General features: G+C 51.7%; 17 protein-coding genes. 9 read left to right on the forward strand and 8 right to left on the reverse strand.

Features of this window, described 5'->3' with window-relative positions; genetic code table 11:
- A complete protein-coding gene (locus BQ6873_RS10265; protein ID WP_076592555.1) occupies window positions 1-315 on the forward strand; it encodes a PsiF family protein in 315 nt (104 codons plus the stop codon).
- Window positions 316-543: 228 nt separating this feature from the next.
- Here the strand turns inward: BQ6873_RS10265 and BQ6873_RS18035 are convergent, their stop codons facing one another.
- Entirely contained in the window at window positions 544-720 is a 177-nt protein-coding gene (locus BQ6873_RS18035; protein WP_157889152.1) for a hypothetical protein, read from the reverse strand.
- A 435-nt stretch (window positions 721-1,155) separates the two neighbouring features.
- On the opposite strand from BQ6873_RS18035, the gene BQ6873_RS10270 reads away from it, so the two are divergent.
- The 7 genes from BQ6873_RS10270 (at window position 1,156) to prmC (ending at window position 9,631) form a co-directional block, all read left to right on the forward strand.
- Entirely contained in the window at window positions 1,156-1,845 is a 690-nt protein-coding gene (locus tag BQ6873_RS10270) for a response regulator transcription factor (RefSeq protein ID WP_011979443.1), read from the forward strand.
- Between the two features lie 33 nt (window positions 1,846-1,878).
- Window positions 1,879-3,306 carry a FecR domain-containing protein gene (locus BQ6873_RS10275; RefSeq protein ID WP_076592556.1) on the forward strand — a complete coding sequence of 476 codons (1,428 nt, stop codon included), beginning with the start codon at window positions 1,879-1,881 and terminating at the stop codon, window positions 3,304-3,306.
- 6 nt (window positions 3,307-3,312) lie between these two features.
- Window positions 3,313-5,700, forward strand: a complete 2,388-nt coding sequence (locus BQ6873_RS10280) for a CHASE2 domain-containing protein (RefSeq protein WP_076592557.1) — start codon at window positions 3,313-3,315, stop codon at window positions 5,698-5,700.
- An 82-nt stretch (window positions 5,701-5,782) separates the two neighbouring features.
- A complete protein-coding gene (gene hemA / locus BQ6873_RS10285) occupies window positions 5,783-7,072 on the forward strand; it encodes a glutamyl-tRNA reductase (protein WP_076592558.1) in 1,290 nt (429 codons plus the stop codon).
- A 108-nt stretch (window positions 7,073-7,180) separates the two neighbouring features.
- On the forward strand, window positions 7,181-8,263 hold the full coding sequence (prfA, locus tag BQ6873_RS10290; RefSeq protein ID WP_076592559.1) for a peptide chain release factor 1: 1,083 nt from the start codon (window positions 7,181-7,183) through the stop codon (window positions 8,261-8,263).
- Window positions 8,264-8,321: 58 nt separating this feature from the next.
- Window positions 8,322-8,798, forward strand: a complete 477-nt coding sequence (locus BQ6873_RS10295) for a disulfide bond formation protein B (protein WP_076592560.1) — start codon at window positions 8,322-8,324, stop codon at window positions 8,796-8,798.
- Window positions 8,798-9,631 (forward strand): peptide chain release factor N(5)-glutamine methyltransferase, encoded by an 834-nt coding sequence (gene prmC, locus BQ6873_RS10300; RefSeq protein WP_076592561.1) that lies wholly within the window; start codon window positions 8,798-8,800, stop codon window positions 9,629-9,631. The genes BQ6873_RS10295 and prmC overlap by 1 nt, the downstream gene beginning before the upstream one ends.
- Before the next feature lie 2 nt (window positions 9,632-9,633).
- On the opposite strand, the gene BQ6873_RS10305 is transcribed toward prmC, so the two are convergent.
- The 6 genes from BQ6873_RS10305 to BQ6873_RS10330 all read right to left on the reverse strand — a co-directional run bounded on the left by BQ6873_RS10305 (window position 9,634) and on the right by BQ6873_RS10330 (window position 14,830).
- A complete protein-coding gene (locus BQ6873_RS10305; RefSeq protein WP_076592562.1) occupies window positions 9,634-10,155 on the reverse strand; it encodes a TlpA disulfide reductase family protein in 522 nt (173 codons plus the stop codon).
- 91 nt (window positions 10,156-10,246) lie between these two features.
- A complete protein-coding gene (locus BQ6873_RS10310; RefSeq protein ID WP_076592563.1) occupies window positions 10,247-11,764 on the reverse strand; it encodes a BCCT family transporter in 1,518 nt (505 codons plus the stop codon).
- Window positions 11,765-11,869: 105 nt separating this feature from the next.
- Window positions 11,870-12,523 (reverse strand): BON domain-containing protein, encoded by a 654-nt coding sequence (locus BQ6873_RS10315; RefSeq protein WP_076592564.1) that lies wholly within the window; start codon window positions 12,521-12,523, stop codon window positions 11,870-11,872.
- Complete coding sequence (locus BQ6873_RS10320) at window positions 12,516-13,112, reverse strand: phosphoheptose isomerase (RefSeq protein ID WP_076592565.1); 597 nt, start codon at window positions 13,110-13,112, stop codon at window positions 12,516-12,518. Before BQ6873_RS10320 ends, BQ6873_RS10315 begins: the two co-directional genes overlap by 8 nt.
- A 55-nt stretch (window positions 13,113-13,167) precedes the next feature.
- On the reverse strand, window positions 13,168-13,539 hold the full coding sequence (locus BQ6873_RS10325) for a YraN family protein (protein ID WP_076592566.1): 372 nt from the start codon (window positions 13,537-13,539) through the stop codon (window positions 13,168-13,170).
- Between the two features lie 10 nt (window positions 13,540-13,549).
- Complete coding sequence (locus BQ6873_RS10330) at window positions 13,550-14,830, reverse strand: penicillin-binding protein activator (RefSeq protein ID WP_076592567.1); 1,281 nt, start codon at window positions 14,828-14,830, stop codon at window positions 13,550-13,552.
- Window positions 14,831-14,842: 12 nt separating this feature from the next.
- On the opposite strand from BQ6873_RS10330, the gene rsmI reads away from it, so the two are divergent.
- Entirely contained in the window at window positions 14,843-15,766 is a 924-nt protein-coding gene (gene rsmI / locus BQ6873_RS10335) for a 16S rRNA (cytidine(1402)-2'-O)-methyltransferase (protein ID WP_076592568.1), read from the forward strand.
- Here the strand turns inward: rsmI and BQ6873_RS10340 are convergent.
- Complete coding sequence (locus BQ6873_RS10340) at window positions 15,763-16,779, reverse strand: septal ring lytic transglycosylase RlpA family protein (protein WP_076592569.1); 1,017 nt, start codon at window positions 16,777-16,779, stop codon at window positions 15,763-15,765. The genes rsmI and BQ6873_RS10340 overlap by 4 nt on opposite strands.
- Window positions 16,780-16,784 lie beyond the last annotated feature (5 nt).

Genomic DNA, 16,784 nt, shown 5'->3' on the forward strand with positions numbered 1-16,784 from the left:
ATGAATAAGCTTCTAGCCCTAGTCATTTCAAGCGCATTTGCCACCTGTGCATTCGCCGCCGATCCTGCTCCAGCAGCTCCTGCACACGAAAAAACTGCTCAACAAACGAAGATGGCAACCTGCAACAAGGATGCCGAAGGTAAAAAAGGCGATGACCGCAAAGCGTTCATGAAAGATTGCCTCAGCAGCAAACCAAAAGTCAGTGCAGCGCAACAAGCGCAGCGCGACAAAATGGCAAGTTGCAACAAGGATGCTGAAGGCAAAAAAGGCGATGACCGCAAAGCATTCATGAAAACCTGTTTGTCGAAAAAATAATTTAATCCTCGTCTCAAAAACAATGGGCGGAACTGCATGCAGTTCCGCCCATTTTTATTGCAACCCACATGTTCGCATCGCTATCAAGCACTGCATCACGAACATTGAAAAAGAGCATCGCGTCTGCAAGGTCTAAATGACCGGACGCGATTAAGATAAACGGTATGGCCTTATGAACCTGAATAGATTCATGCAGCCTCACTCTCTAAAGCAAACTTGTCATCACACTCAAGATGCTTCCAGACTGAACAGTATCTCGATCAGAGATACGCAACCCAAAGTCACGATGGGTGCACCGACGACAAAGGCAGCGATGGGAACGAGATCCCCATCTTCATCCATTTTTTTAGCGCTTGAGCGTGTAACGTGAGGTAGATGCCATGAATCAAAGACATGCAGTTTCATGATTGCCTCCAGTTAGTTCTAAAGTGAGCTTCCTCGGGTACTGCGTTTTCAGTATAGGAAATGCTGCGAAACAAGCAATATTCTTTTGCAGAAATATCTGCTCAAGATAAAAAATGTGACTCCAATGAGTTCACAATTGCGTATAACTACAAGACACACATTTTGCTTTTGCGCGAGAATAAACGCGTCGCCGTACCAGCAATAAATGTTCGTTATTCGGCGTTAATCACTCATCTCACAGTGAGATGAAGGTAATTTCTGTCACTTCATGTCGTCAGAAAAAGACTGACATGATGCAAAAAAACAATAAATGATCGGCATTCACCCTCGTATTTTGTGAAATATTGTCACATCGCAATCATTGAAGACCCAGTAGGGGAATACTTTGTTAAATTAGAGCAACGAAATACAACCCGCTATTCAAGCGATAAAAATATGCGAATTGCCGTACTTGATGATGACCGCAGCCAGACAGACTTAGTCTGTCAAGTGCTCAGCGCCGCCGGCCACTTCTGTCACCCGTTCCAAAGCGGTAAGGAATTGCTGAATCAGTTGCGCCGTGAGAGCTTCGATATGTTGATTATCGATTGGCAGGTTCCCGATTTAAGCGGTGCCGATGTATTACGCTGGGCGCGCGAAAAATTGCCTACCAATTTGCCTGTCTTGTTCATGACCAGCCGTTCCGGCGAAGATGACATCGTGGCAGGACTGGCTGCGGGTGCCGACGATTACATGATCAAGCCAATACGCCGTGGCGAGTTGCTGGCACGCGTACAGGCTTTGTTACGCCGCGCTTACCCAAGTCAGAATCCGATCGAGCAGATCCAGTTCGGCAACTTCATCTTCGAAGCGCGCACTGGCCGTTTGACGATGTCTGGCGCACCAATTGAGGTAACGCAGAAAGAATTCGATCTCGCATTGCTGTTCTTCCGTAATCTGGGCCGCCCTTTGTCGCGCGCTTATATTCTGGAAGCAGTGTGGGCACGTGACGTGGAAATTCCATCGAGAACTATGGACACACATGTCTCCAGAGTCCGGAGCAAGTTACAATTGCGTCCAGAGCATGGTTTTCGGTTGGCTCCAGTATATAGCTACGGCTACCGCTTGGAGCAGATGACGGGTTAAGCAAGGCGCACCAGGGTTGCGCGGAGAATAGACATGCGCATTACCCTTCATACATTGATGTTGGTTATGGCACTGACGATAGGGAATATCCCTATCGCGTGGCCAGCTACAGCCATACAAGCACCGGGCAGTATCGAGGTCCACTCATCCGGCATCACTTATTACGCGCAAGCGGGTGACACGCTCATATCGATCGCCCAGCGACTTACGACCAAAACCGGCAATTGGGTTGCACTCGGCAGCATCAATCACATCAACAAAGACAGCAATATCCCTATCGGCACGGCCATTGCCATTCCAGCCGATCTCTTGGCCGAAGAACCTACGGAAGCAAGCGTCATCGCCCGCAACGGCAACATCACCGCAACAACCGCAGACGGCAGCGTGACCGTTATAGACATCGGTAGCAAAATTGTCGAAGGCATGCGCATCAATACCGGCATCAACAGCTTCTTGACCATTGCGCTGGCAGATGAATCGCGCATCTCAGTACCTTCCAATAGCAGCGTCCTGCTCACCAAACTCCGTAAATCTCGCTACACCGGTAGCCCTCGTACAGAAGTCAAATTATTACGGGGAAAAGTTGTATCGCGTATCTCGCCATTAGATGCCAACAAAGGACGCTTTGAAGTTCGCACGCCATCATCTGTCGCTGGTGTACGCGGCACTTATTTCCGTGTCGGCCTTGATGGCAAAAATGTAGCAACGGAAGTACTGCGTGGCCGCGTCGTCGTAGGCTCACCACGCACGCCAGAAACCCGCATGCTCGATCTGGCGAAGGGCAATATCATCGCCAGTAATTCCGTCGGACGTGCCATCGATTTATTACCGGCACCACAATTGGCCGGTACGCCATACAGACAAGATGGTGCGGCGCAATTTTCTATCGAGCCTATCAATGGTGCTCGCGCTTATCACGTACAACTCTCGCAAGATGCCGAAGCATTGCATCTGCTAGCCGAGGCAAAGAGCAAGATGCGTGATGTCACCATCGACAATATTGCAGAGGGAAATTACTTCGCCCATATATCTGCGATCGATAGCTTGGGATTAGAAGGTATGCCCAGCACCATTGCCGTCACGATCAAGAATCGCATTGATCCCATCAAAGAATTACCGATTCAAGCTGCGCCATCAGTCTCGAATAATTACAGCAAGGAATTGGAATTACGTTGGCAAGGATCAGCAACGCAAAAGTACAACGTGCAAGTCGCACGCGATGTGGAATTTAGCTGGCTCTTGTTTACCAGCAGCGTCGTCGGCAACGAGATCAAACTACCGCGTCCATCATTTGGCACTTATTTCGCTCGCGTACAAAGCGTCAATGCCGATGGCAGTACCAATCCATTTTCGTCCGCGCAAACCTTGATCGTCACGGATCAATGGATCATCAACGACGGCCATCCACTGCGTGCGAAAGAAAGCTCGCGCGATACCTCCCGCTCAGCAGATCGACGCTAAGTTTCGATGAAGATACGTTGGCTTTCCCCGTTCGTGCGGCGCCTTGCATTGCGCGAATGGCTGATGCTATTCATCAGTCTGCTGGCCCTCGCGCTCGCGCTGGGTTGGCAGAATGGTCTGGGACGACTCGATCAATCTCTGTATGACTTCTTTGTCTCGATCGACAGCAAACCCGTACGCGACGACATCATCATTGTTGCCATTGACGATTACAGCCTGTCACAACTTGGTCGCTGGCCGTGGTCGCGGAACGTGCATGCGGACCTGATCAACAAACTGAATAAAGCCAAACCGCGTGCGATCGGACTCGATGTCATCCTGTCCGAAACTGAACCACCGCAAGCAGATGGCAGCCGTCCTGGCGATAAAAAGCTCACGGCAGCCCTGATGCAAAGCGGGCGCGCCGTACTGCCAGTCGTCATGACGAACGCCGGCCGTGGTTTAACCATCGGTTTGCCGATTCCTGAATTCGCGGATGCAGCACATGCACTCGGACACATCAACCTGGAACACGACACCGACGGTGTAGTACGTAGCGTATTTTTATACGAAGGCCAGGACGGCAAAGCGTGGCCGCATTTCGCAGCAGCGCTATTGGAAACTGGCGAAAACATTCAATACGCCGGCGCGGCTGCACCATCAATAAAAACCACCACATCATCATCGATCGACACCGTACAACGCGGCGATCAAATCTATATCCCGTTTGACGGCAGCATCGGCCATTTCCAATCAGTTCCTTATGTCTCGGTATTACGCGGCGAAGTTGCTGATGAATTCTTCACCAACAAATATGTGCTGGTAGGTGCGACCGCACTCGGCATGGCGGACTCTTATCCCACACCGGTTTCTGGAAATTCAGGTGCCATGCCCGGTATAGAAATCAATGCGCATGTGCTGGCCAGCTTGCTGGATGGCGACACTATTCATATCGCTGCTCCATGGCAAACCGCTTTGTTCAATGCCATACCGGTCTTCATCGCCTTGCTTGGTTACTTGCTGCTATCGCCACGTCTGTCGCTCTTTGCGACAGGTATCTGGATGATCCTCACACTCACCGTCAGTTACATCAGTTTGCGCCTGGGTCTGTGGATTGCACCGGCGGCATCCATCATTGTATTGATCATCTCGTATCCATTGTGGAGTTGGCGCCGACTGGAAGCGGCCATCACTTATCTGGGGCAGGAATTTACTCGCCTCGACAAAGAGCCACATTTACTACCGGAAGAAATGGCTGCGGCGCCAGAAACTGAAATGGCCGACGTACTGGAGCAACGCATCACCGCAATGAAAAATGCAGCACGTCGCGTACGTGATCTGCGTCAATTCGTTTCAGACAATCTGGATAATTTGCCAGATGCGACTTTGGTCACTTCGATTGAAGGCCGCGTTCTGCTCGCCAACAAACATGCCAATGATTACTACCGCTCCATCGGCTTTGACCATGTACTCGGCGCCAGCATCTTTGATTTATTGTCGCAACTAAAAACACCGCAACCAGTCGACCTTGCTGCCAATCTCTCTTTCGATTGGCCTGAATTACTTGACCTCGATCGCGCAGAAGCATTGAGCAACGGCATCTCGGCGCAAGATCACAACGGACGTGATTTGCTAGTCAAAAGCAGTCCCTGCTACTCGGCAGCCAATCTGCTAACAGGCTGGATCATCAGCGTGCTGGATATCTCGACCATACGTGCCGCTGAACGTAGTCGTGATGAAACGCTACGCTTCTTGTCGCACGATATGCGCGCACCACAAGCATCGATTCTGGCTTTGCTCGAACTGCAAAACGAAGTGTCGTCGGCATTACCGCAATCCGAACTTTTTGCCCGTATTGAAAAAGCTTCGCGCAAAACGCTGGGCTTGGCCGATAACTTCGTGCAACTGGCACGTGCGGAATCGCATGAATATCGCTTGGAAGAAGTTGATTTCCAGGATCTGCTATTCGATGCCACCGATGAAATGTGGTCATTGGCAAAAAGTCGTCACATCACCGTCGTGATGGAAATTGCGGAAGGTGAATATCCAGTCAAGGTCGATCGCACGCTGATGACACGTGCGCTAACCAACCTGCTGTCCAATGCGATCAACTACAGCCCGGATCACACCAGCATCATTTGCTCGGTCTGGTCACAACAGGAAGGCGATCAGTCCTATGTCATGTGCCGCATCCGCGATCACGGCTATGGCATAGCAGAAGCAGATCAAAGCAAGCTGTTCCATCGCTTCCAGCGTGTCGATTTACCAAACCAACCGCGTCATGATGGCGTAGGATTAGGACTGGTCTTTGTGAAAACCGTGATTGAGCGCCATCAAGGCGATATCAGCTTTAGCAGCCAGGTTGGCGACGGCACCACATTCACACTCACCTTGCCTTATTGTCACGGTGTGTAGCTGCCTAGCGGCAACAGTCTCGTGCCATAGTGCAACAGGCTATAATGTAACGCTATTCAACCATTGAATATTTGTGCCATAAATGCAACTCCTCGCCGTCGGCCTTAACCACACTACCGCGCCAGTCTCTCTGCGCGAGAAGGTAGCCTTTCCTGCTGACCAGCTTGGTCAAGCGGTGGCTTCCGCACGTAGTTGGTATGGCCGCAGCGATGCCACAACGTATACCGACGAAGCAGCGATCCTGTCGACCTGCAATCGCACCGAACTCTATGCCGCCAGCAATCTGCCCGGCGGCGTGAACGAAGCCATCGATATCACCGCACACTTCCTCGCGGATTATCACAAACTGCCTTACGCAGAATTGCGTCCTTATCTGTACGCGCTGCCGCAAGACAATGCAGTACGCCACGCCTTCCGCGTTGCATCGGGACTCGATTCAATGGTGTTGGGCGAGCCGCAGATTCTGGGTCAGATGAAAGATGCAGTACGCCAGGCCGATGCGGCCGGTGGACTCGGCACTTATTTGCATCAGATGTTCCAGCGTACGTTTGCCGTTGCGAAGGAAGTACGCAGCACTACCGAGATAGGCGCGCACAGCGTTTCGATGGCGGCCGCATCGGTACGTTTATCGCAACGCATTTTCGATACGATCTCGGAACAGAATGTGCTGTTCATCGGCGCTGGCGAAATGATCGAATTGAGCGCCACGCACTTCGCCGCACAAAATCCAAAATCCGTGACGATAGCCAATCGCACACTCGAACGTGGCGAAGCATTGGCGCATCGCTTCAATGGTCGCGCCATTCGTCTGGCTGATCTGCCGGATCAACTGGCCAACTTCGACATCCTTATTTCATCGACTGCATCATCGCTGCCTATCATTGGCCTCGGCATGGTGGAGCGCGCGATCAAGGCGCGTCGCCATAAACCGATGTTCATGGTCGATCTGGCAGTACCGCGTGATATCGAAGAAGAAATCGGCCATCTGGACGACGTCTTCCTCTATACCGTTGATGACCTCGGCACCTTTGTACAAACTGGCGTTGAAAATCGTCAAGCTGCGGTCGCACAAGCCGAGGCCATCATCGAAACCCGCGTGCGTTCCTTCATGCATTGGATAGATGCACGTGCCGTTGTGCCTGTCATTCAAGACTTGCATGAGTCCAGTGAAACCATGCGCATGATAGAACTGGAACGTGCGCGTAAATTACTGGCCAAAGGCGAAGATATCGACGCCGTACTCGAAGCCTTGTCCAAAGGCTTGACCGCCAAATTCCTGCATGGCCCGCAACAAGCGCTGAACAATGCACAAGGCGACGAACGTGCGCGCCTCGCGGCATTGCTGCCGCAGTTATTCCGTACCAAGCGCTAGCGACGCTCTTCCTGCTCAGTCTGCCCTTGCGCAGACAAACCCGCGCGCATCCAATCATCCGATGCACGCTGACCAGACAACTCAAGCCAATACAAGATTAAAAATATGATGAAACCATCGATGCTCGCCAAGCTCAATCAATTGACTGAACGCTTGGACGAATTGAATGTGCTGCTGATGCAGGAAGACGTCACGTCCAATATGGACAATTATCGCAAGCTGACACGCGAACATGCTGAACTAGGCCCACTTGTCGCTTTATACGGCAGCTATACGCAAGCCGATAACGACATCAAGGATGCGCAAAACATGTTGTCCGATCCGGACATGAAAGAATTTGCGCAGGAAGAAATCACGGCAGCCAAAGCACGCATGGAACAGCTGGAAATCGATCTGCAGAAAATGCTGCTGCCGAAAGATCCCAACGACGACCGCAACATCTTCCTCGAAATCCGTGCCGGCACCGGCGGTGATGAATCAGCATTATTCGCGGGAGACTTGCTGCGCATGTACACGCGCTTTGCCGAACGTAATCGCTGGCAGATAGAAATGGTGTCGGAATCCGCATCCGAAGTCGGCGGTTACAAGGAAGTGATCGTGCGCATTGTCGGTTCCGGTGCATATTCAAAACTGAAATTCGAATCCGGTGGACATCGCGTGCAACGCGTACCAGCGACGGAAACACAAGGACGCATCCATACATCCGCCTGTACCGTCGCCATCATGCCGGAAGCCGACGAAGTAGAAGACGTCAACATCAATCCAGCCGACCTGCGCATTGATACCTATCGCGCCTCTGGCGCTGGTGGTCAACACATCAACAAGACTGATTCAGCAGTACGTATCACGCATCTTCCGACCGGCATTGTGGTCGAATGTCAGGACGATCGCAGTCAGCATAAAAACAAGGCGTCAGCATTAAAGGTTCTGGCAGCGCGTATCAAAGACGTACAGTTGCGCGAACAACAATCGAAGGAAGCGGCAACGCGTAAATCCCTGATCGGCTCCGGCGACCGTAGCGAACGCATACGCACTTATAATTTCCCGCAAGGCCGCATGACCGATCACCGCATTAACCTGACTTTGTACAAACTCGACTTCATCATGGATGGAGATTTGACCGAGCTGACCAATGCGCTGGCGGCGGAACATCAGGCAGAATTGCTGGCAGCGCTCGGCGACGCAAATTGATTGCAACTATTCAGGCGAACCTTACTCTTAACGTGCATCCTTTTTCGAGAATCCACCGATGAAAAACTCCAAACCTGTTTTACTCGCAGTCATCTTTGTCTCGCTGGCCCTGTTGGCAGTTGCACTTTATCTGCAACATGTAGAGAACATGCAGCCTTGCCCGCTGTGCGTCATTCAACGCTACGCATTTGCCGCGATTGCCTTGATTTGTATCATCGCCCTGTTTTTACCGCGGGCCGCAGCCAGATTCGCGACTGCGCTTGCCGCCTTGGCATCAGTCGCTGGTGCTGGTGTCGCTGGCTGGCATATTTACATCAAGGCACACCCAACCGTATCCTGCGGTATCGATCCGCTGGAAACATCCTTGAACACCATTCCTACGGCAAAGTTATTGCCCTTCCTGTTTCAGGCTGACGGCTTGTGCACGACTGAATACGCACCGATCATGGGCTTGTCCTTGCCACAATGGGCATTGGTCTGGTTTGTCGTGATCGCGCTGTATTTGATGTATGCCGCGTTCCAGAAAAATCGTTGATGCATTCAGTCATTCAAGCGGGCGATACTATCGCTGACATCATGCAGCGCGCACCAGTTGCACAACTGGAAGCGCGCATCTTGATTGGGCATGTCACACAGCTATCGCGCGTGCAGTTGATTACACACTCTGAACGTCAATTGAACTTAGCGGAAGCGCAACAACTCTCTCGTCTGTTTGAACAACGACTGGCAGGCGAACCTATCGCCTATCTGATCGGTGAACGTGAATTCTACGGTTTGTCTTTTGACGTCACGCCAGCCGTTTTGATCCCTCGTCCTGATACAGAATTACTGGTGGAATTGGCCTTGCAATATCTGCCTCCGCAAGGCCGCGTACTGGATATGGGCACAGGCTCCGGTGCCATCGCCATAGCCATTGCGCATACACGATCAGACGCGAGTGTCATCGCACTTGATGTCAGTGAACAAGCGTTAGTCATTGCACAAGGCAATGCGAAGAAGAACAATGCCCAGGTAAATTTTTTGCGCAGCGATTGGTTCTCGGCATTGGAGAATCAACATTTCGATTTGATCGTATCGAATCCACCGTACATCGTTGCCGGTGACACACATTTATCCGAAGGCGATTTGCGCTTTGAGCCAGTCGATGCCTTGACCGATCATGCGAATGGATTGTCTGCGCTGCAAATCATCAGCCAAGGTGCGACATCTTATTTAAAACCAGATGGTTGGTTGCTGATGGAACATGGCTACGATCAGGCGGCGGCTGTGCGTCAGCTACTGAGCGAAAATCGATTTGAAGAAGTGCAGAGTTGGCGCGATCTGGCTGGTATAGAACGCGTAAGTGGCGGGAAGAAGTCCCGCCCGTAACATCAAGCGGCGAGTGCTTTTTCCAGCAGTTGATGCAAGGCTGCGAAATCCGGCTCACCGACATAACGCTTGATGATATGACCGTCTTTGTCGACCACCAAGGTGGTTGGCGTCAATTTGACATCACCGAATGATTTCGCCAGATCGCCCTGCACATCGAGTGCAACCGTGAACGGCAGTTTGCGCGTCTCGACAAAATTCAATACATAGTTTGCCGGATCGTAAGCCATTGCTACCGCGATGAATTCTAAACCGTTGTCTTTGTACTTGTTATAGGTATCGACCATCTCCGGCATTTCTTTCACGCACGTCACGCATGACGTTGCCCAGAAATTGATCATCACCACTTTGCCGCGCAAATCCTGTGAAGTGATTTTCTTGCCTTGCAGATTGACGAAGGTCACCTCGGGGATCACATCTTTTTTCGACACTGACATATAGCCAACCGCAGCCAATCCCACAATGATGAGAGCGGCCAGTACTTTGAGCCAAGTACGCTTAGGTGCAGAAGAAGATGCTTGCATGATCGACAATTCGAAAAGTTCAGTGCGCCTATTATAGTCAGGTCGAGCGAATGACGTATGCCATGCCAATGACTATCGGCATGGCATGACTTTATTTCGATATGAGCTGGCGCATGCGCTGCCGCAACTCTCGCTCGATACGTTGTTCTTCTTTCCAGTCTTCCCGTATTGCTCGCCACAACGATATCGCCATCAGGATCACAACTATGGTGAACGGCAGGGCAAACACTATCGTCGCCGTTTGCAATGCATCAATCCCGCCAGCAAGCAACAGACTGATCGCAATACCGGCAATCAGTACACCCCAAGTAATCTTGACGCCAGCTGAAGGATTAGGCTCACCGCCCTTGCTCATCATTCCCAATACAAGTATCGCCGAATCGCCAGACGTAATAAAAAATACCAGCACCAGCAAAGTGGCGATGACCGACATAATCAAACCCAAAGGCATCGCATCCAGCATCGTAAAGAGCGCCGTCGACAAATCGGCCTTGGCGGCTTCCGCAATTGGTATGCCTTGCCAGATTTCCATTTGCAGCGCCGTACCGCCAAAGACCGAGAACCAGATGAAGGCAGCAATCGAAGGAGCAATCACTGTTCCAACAATGAACTCACGTATGGTTCTGCCGTGCGATACACGTGCGATGAACAAACCAACGAAAGGTGACCAGGACAACCACCAGGCCCAGTAAAAGACTGTCCATTCGCCCACCCATTCGCTATCGCGGAAAGGCGTCATGCGCAAACTCATGCGCACGAATTCACTGATGTAACTACCCAGCGTATTCGTGAAGGTATCGATGATGGCAACGGTAGGGCCGAGCAGAAAAACCATCAAGGTCAGCAGAGCTGCAACCAGCATATTCGCGGATGACAACCATTTGACGCCCTTCTCGACACCGCTCACAGCGGACAAGATGAAAAGAGTCGCCGCGACCACAATGATCCCAACCTGCGTGTACTTGTTAATCGCCAATCCAAACACTGCCGCCAAGCCGCCGTTGATCTGCATCGCGCCCATACCAAGCGAGGTCGCCACACCGAAAGCAGTCGCAATCACGGCAAGCGCATTGAACAGGCCCGACATGCGTTGTACTGGTCGCCATGGCAAGGCATTGGTCGATTCGCTGATCAAGGCAACGCCTTGTCGTCTGTATTGAAAGAAGGCAATAGCCAGTGCGACTATGCTGTACACAGCCCAAGGATGTATACCCCAGTGAAAGAAGCTGTAACGCATCGCCGTCCCGGCTGCGTCAGGCGTTCTGGCAATGGTGCCAGGCGGACCTTGCGTGAAATGAGAAAGCGGCTCCGCGACGCCCCAAAACACCAGACCGATACCCATGCCGGCAGCAAATAACATCGCGAACCAGGCCGGCAGGGAAAACTCCGGCTCGTCGTCATCTTTCCCCAGCTTGAGGTTGCCGTAGCGGCTGAAGGCTAGAAAGGCAGCAAACAATACCAAACCCAGCACCACCCACAGGTACAGCCAACCAAAATTCTTGGTAATCGCCGCCATCGCGATATGGGAAATGGTGCCTAGTGATTCAGGTGAAAAAACACCCCACATGACAACAATCAAGATTAATCCAACCGGAAAAATCAGTTGCATCTTTTCTCTCCCCAAAAGAAAAGCCGTACAGCAATATGCTGCACGGCTTCAATATATCATTCTCGCATTACACCGATACAGGATCGATGTAATCACAATTAACTCTTATTTTTTCTGTTGCGTATCCGATGTGTTGGTCATTTGACGATACTCATCATCACTGATGTATTCAAACACCTTGACGACTTTTTGCACGCCGCTCACACCACGTGCGATCTCAGCTGCCAGATTACCTTCGTTTTCTGTCACACGACCCATCAGATAAACGATACCGCGTTCAGTTACCACCTTGATTGCATTTGCATAGAGTGTCTTGTTATCGACAAACGATGCCTTCACCTTGCCGGTGATCAAGCTATCGTTTGAACGCGAACCGAAACCAGAGGCACCAGATACGGCCAATTCATTCACCACCGATTGCACGCCTTCGATAGCGGCAGCTTCGCGTCCGGCAGCTTCCTTGGCTGCTTCGGTAGGCACTTCACCAGTCAGCAATACCTTGCGGTTGAAACTGGTGACGTTCACGTGACCAGCTTCGCCGACCACGCCAGGAATACGTGCTTCACCCTTGACCATAATGGCCTTGTCTTCCGTTTGCGCGCCTAATGTACGACGGTCAGTCGCGGCCAATGTGCCAGCAACAACACCGCCGGCCATCATCGCAAAGCAACCTTGCAAACTTACTGCGACTGCGCCACACACCAAAATCAGCGCCAGTGGACGTCGTGCTACAGCCATGTAACGGTTCAAATTAATCATTCTCATCTCCTCCAAATAATGCAACGTCAATGCCGTCACACAAACAATGTATCGTTAATAAATGTACTTCCTGTATCCGTGCAGTTCGGTCATGCGGCACACAGATATGAACGTCTGCGTCCGTCAGCAATTTGGCTATCGCACCACCGCCTTTGCCGGTCAACGCGACAACGCGCATATCGCGTTCCAGCGCTGCCTCAATGGCGGCCATGACATTGGCTGAATTGCCGGAAGTCGATAAAGCCAGCAAGACATCGCCGGATTGTCCGAACGCCTGTACCTGCTTGCTGAAGATTTCCTGGTAACTATAGTCGTTACCGATTGCGGTCAGTATGGATGTATCAGTCGTCAGTGCCATCACCGGCAAAGGCAGGCGTTCGCGTTCAAAGCGTCCTACCAGTTGTGCCGAAAAATGCTGACAGTCTGCGGCCGACCCGCCATTGCCGCACGCAAGAATCTTGTTCCCGTTAGACAGGGCACCGAACATTAGTTCAACTGCTTGTTCAATTGGTTGCGCTAATAACGAGGCTGCCTGGATTTTCAGCTCGGCACTTTCGTGGAAGTGACTGAGGATACGTTGATTGGTCATGATGTGGTGGATTATAGAGTAGTCCATCGCGATGAATCGCGTGGTTCAAAAGAATTCAAGCCTCGATGGCATTTTTCAGCCATGTCATTTCGTTGTCATCAAATGCAATTACATCGAAGCGGCAGGGTGGCGGCATCTTGTGACGTTGCAGATAAATCTGCGCGGCAATGATCAAGCGCTTCTGTTTGCTGGCAGTGACGCTGGCGGCGGCACCGCCATGGTTTTTATCTGCGCGTTTTCTGACTTCAACGAAAACCAGCGCATTGCCTTCTTGCATGATCAAATCGATTTCACCACCTTTGCAGCGAAAATTACGTTCGACCAGCGTCAAACCTTGTCGCTGCAAATGCGCGAGTGCATCATCTTCGCCGGCTTGCCCGATGATCTGCTTGGCCGTACGAGGGCGAAGAAAGTCGGGTAGCCGCATCAGCGCAGACTTATTGCACTTCCAGCGGTTGCACCATGCCTTCGCGATAAATCGCCGGTTGCAACACACGTTCAAAGTAGGGAGCGCCACGGCCGAAGCGCACTGTCAGTTTCCCAGTCACGCCATCGATATCAAAATCGGTTTGCTTGATGGCGACATTCGCGGCAACACGATAGGCATCGATACCCAGCGCATACAAACGCTCGATATCCGGGCTGATACGTTGTTCGTTGTTTTTTGCAAGATGCGGATAAGTCATGACGGCAGCATGATCAGCTTGCAATTGCCACGGCATGTCCAGCAAACGCACGCCTTCCAGATCAGTCAGACGATCAGCATCGGTCCAATCCTTTAGTGCAAATGGGTTCAATTGCGAAGTGCCGTACATCGTCACTTCGCCACCGATACCGAGTCGTAATTGAATTGCTTGGGCCGCATCGAGACCGACAAAAATCAGTCCCGGCTTTTCCGCTTGTATGCGTTTTTTCAGTTGTACCAAGGTATTGGCGTTAATGAAACCGCCCGTCATGCCCAGCTCCATGACTTCGGACTGCAGTCCGAGATGGCTCCACTGCGCAGCAAAGGCTTTTACCGCACGCTTTTGCCACGACACATTGGTTGAAATCGCAAAGGCTTTCAAACGCGACCGCTTGGCACCAGCCCAATTCGCTACCTGACGTGCTTCATCTTCTATCGACAAGCCCATCACCAGCATATTGGATGGCACGCGCACTTCCGCATCATCGGCTGCATTCAATTGCGTCAACACGATAGTCGGCTTGCTGGCGCTATTATTTTGTACGATTGCTGCCGCGCCGCTGCGCGTCAACGGTCCCACCACGATGTCATTTTTTGACACAGCATCCAAATAACCGGACAAGATGTCTTGCGCTGCATCGCCGGTTTCCACCAAATTGACGGTAATGTTTCCCGGCTCATGCTGGTAAGCCGCCATAAACCCGGCACGTACCGCTTCGGCAACCCGCGCCAGGGATTCTGCACGCGTCGGTAATAGCAGGGCGATCCGCACTGGTGGCAATCTGGTTGTCACGACGGGAATCTCGATCGCTTCGACTATAGGCTCGTCTATCGGTGCATGCATCGCATCTGGCAAAGCCAAATCAGTCTGTGCGAGTTGCATCCTATCAATCGGCGACCGTTGATCTTGAATGCCGAGTACACTGGCAACGCTAGCAGCGGCGACGCCAGTAGTTGTATTTGCCAGTACAGGCGAGCACAATCCGCTGATGACTCCTGCCAGCACGAACATTCTCGCTAAATTTCCCAACATCCGATTCTCCCAATGACTGATACAAGCAACAGCCTCTCCGCGATCTTGCCGATTATGCATGATGTCTCACAGCAGACCTATCCTTCGGCGACATTATATGTGGTGGCTACACCGATCGGGAATACGGGCGATATATCGTTGCGCGCTTTGCACACTTTATCCATCGTCGATGCCGTCGCTTGCGAAGATACACGTAACACTGGTCATCTTCTGACACGTTACGGCTTATCGAAGAATTTGATCGCCGCGCACCAGCATAACGAGCGTGAAGTAGCGGACAAATTGATCAGCCGCTTGCAAGCTGGCGAACGCATTGCACTGGTCTCCGATGCCGGCACACCTGCCGTATCCGACCCTGGCGCACGTATAGTTGATGCGGTGCGCAACGCTGGTTTACGCGTGGTTCCATTACCGGGTGCATCGGCTGCCGTGACCGCACTGTCGGCCAGCGGATTACTCAATGATCAATTTTATTTTGTCGGATTTTTGCCTGCGAAAGCCAAGCAACGCGAGACCTTCTTGTTTGGTTTAAAAGCAATTGCGGCAACCATGGTGTTTTACGAAGCACCACACCGGATTACGGAAGCGGTCGAAGCATTAGCCGCCGCGTTCGAGCCCACGCGACAAATCGTGTTCGCACGGGAATTGACCAAGCTGTTTGAAGAAACGCATCGCTGCACTTTGGCTGAAGCCAGCGCATGGATCAATGCAGATGCGAATCGGCAAAAAGGGGAGTTCGTCATATTGCTGGAAGGTGCACCTACTGCTGGCGATCAAGACCAGATCGAAGCAGAACGCATCCTGACGATACTGCTGCAAGAGTGCTCAGTCAAACAAGCCGCCACACTCGCCGCTCAAATTACCGGCCAGAAAAAGAATGCCTTGTACGACCGCGCCCTGCAGATGAAAAACGACAGCGACAATTCAAACGATTAACGCTGGAAGATTAAGGGTTTATTGACACCAGCTTGCTGCACTTGTGCTGCTGCTGCTGCCGCTTCATCCCGACTGGCAAAGGGGCCGCTATACAGTCGATATAGATTATTCGACGGCTCCACTTTCAACTGCGGCAAATTTTTCCCTACCTCCTGCGCCAAACGCACACGCACTGCTTCGGCATTGGCTACCTGCGAATACGCACCGAACTGCAAATAAAATCCTTTACTCAGAGCTGCCACAACTTGCGTATCTGCTGGCGCAGCTTGGGTTTGCAGCGCGATTGGCTCCAGCGACGTGGTCTCAACTGTAGGTATATGCACTGGCGATGGCGCCGGTGTTGTTACCGCCACAGGTTCATTACCCTTGTTAGCATTGATGCGTTCGATCTCGGCTGGCAGTAATCGCTCAACTTCCAACTCTGCGCTGCCATGCCCGATATAACCCAGCTTCAATGCCGCGGTATAAGACAAATCAATGACACGGCTCGAATGGAATGGACCTCTATCATTCACACGTACTATCACCTGCTTGCCGTTACTCAAGTTCGTTACGCGTGCATACGATGGAATCGGCAAGGTCGGATGCGCGGCCGACATTTGATACATATCGTAAGGCTCGCCGGATGACGTTTTTTGACCATGGAATTTCTTGCCGTACCAACTGCCACGCCCGCGCTGCTTGAACGGCTCGTCATTCACTATCGGCACGTATTGCTTGCCAAATACGACATACGGTTTATTACCGCGCTTTGCATACGGCTCTACTCTGGGCTCGGCATCCGGCAAGTTTTCCAAACCATCCGGTATATCTTCACCTGGACCATCATCCTTGTAATAGCCGCCACGACCAGAACCGGCTGGCGGCAAAACAGGATGAGTTGAGGAACGTGATGTGGAACTTGTGGCAGGCGCTTTGGATGGTGTCGATAGCGGTACGCTGCTGCAACCGGCCAAAACGACGATGAAGAGTATGGATAAAAACTGTACTGCCTTATACGGGCGAAATTGCATCGCGT

The sequence above is a fragment of the Herminiimonas arsenitoxidans genome (genome assembly GCF_900130075.1).
GTDB classification, from domain to species: Bacteria; Pseudomonadota; Gammaproteobacteria; order Burkholderiales; family Burkholderiaceae_D; genus Oxalicibacterium; species Oxalicibacterium arsenitoxidans.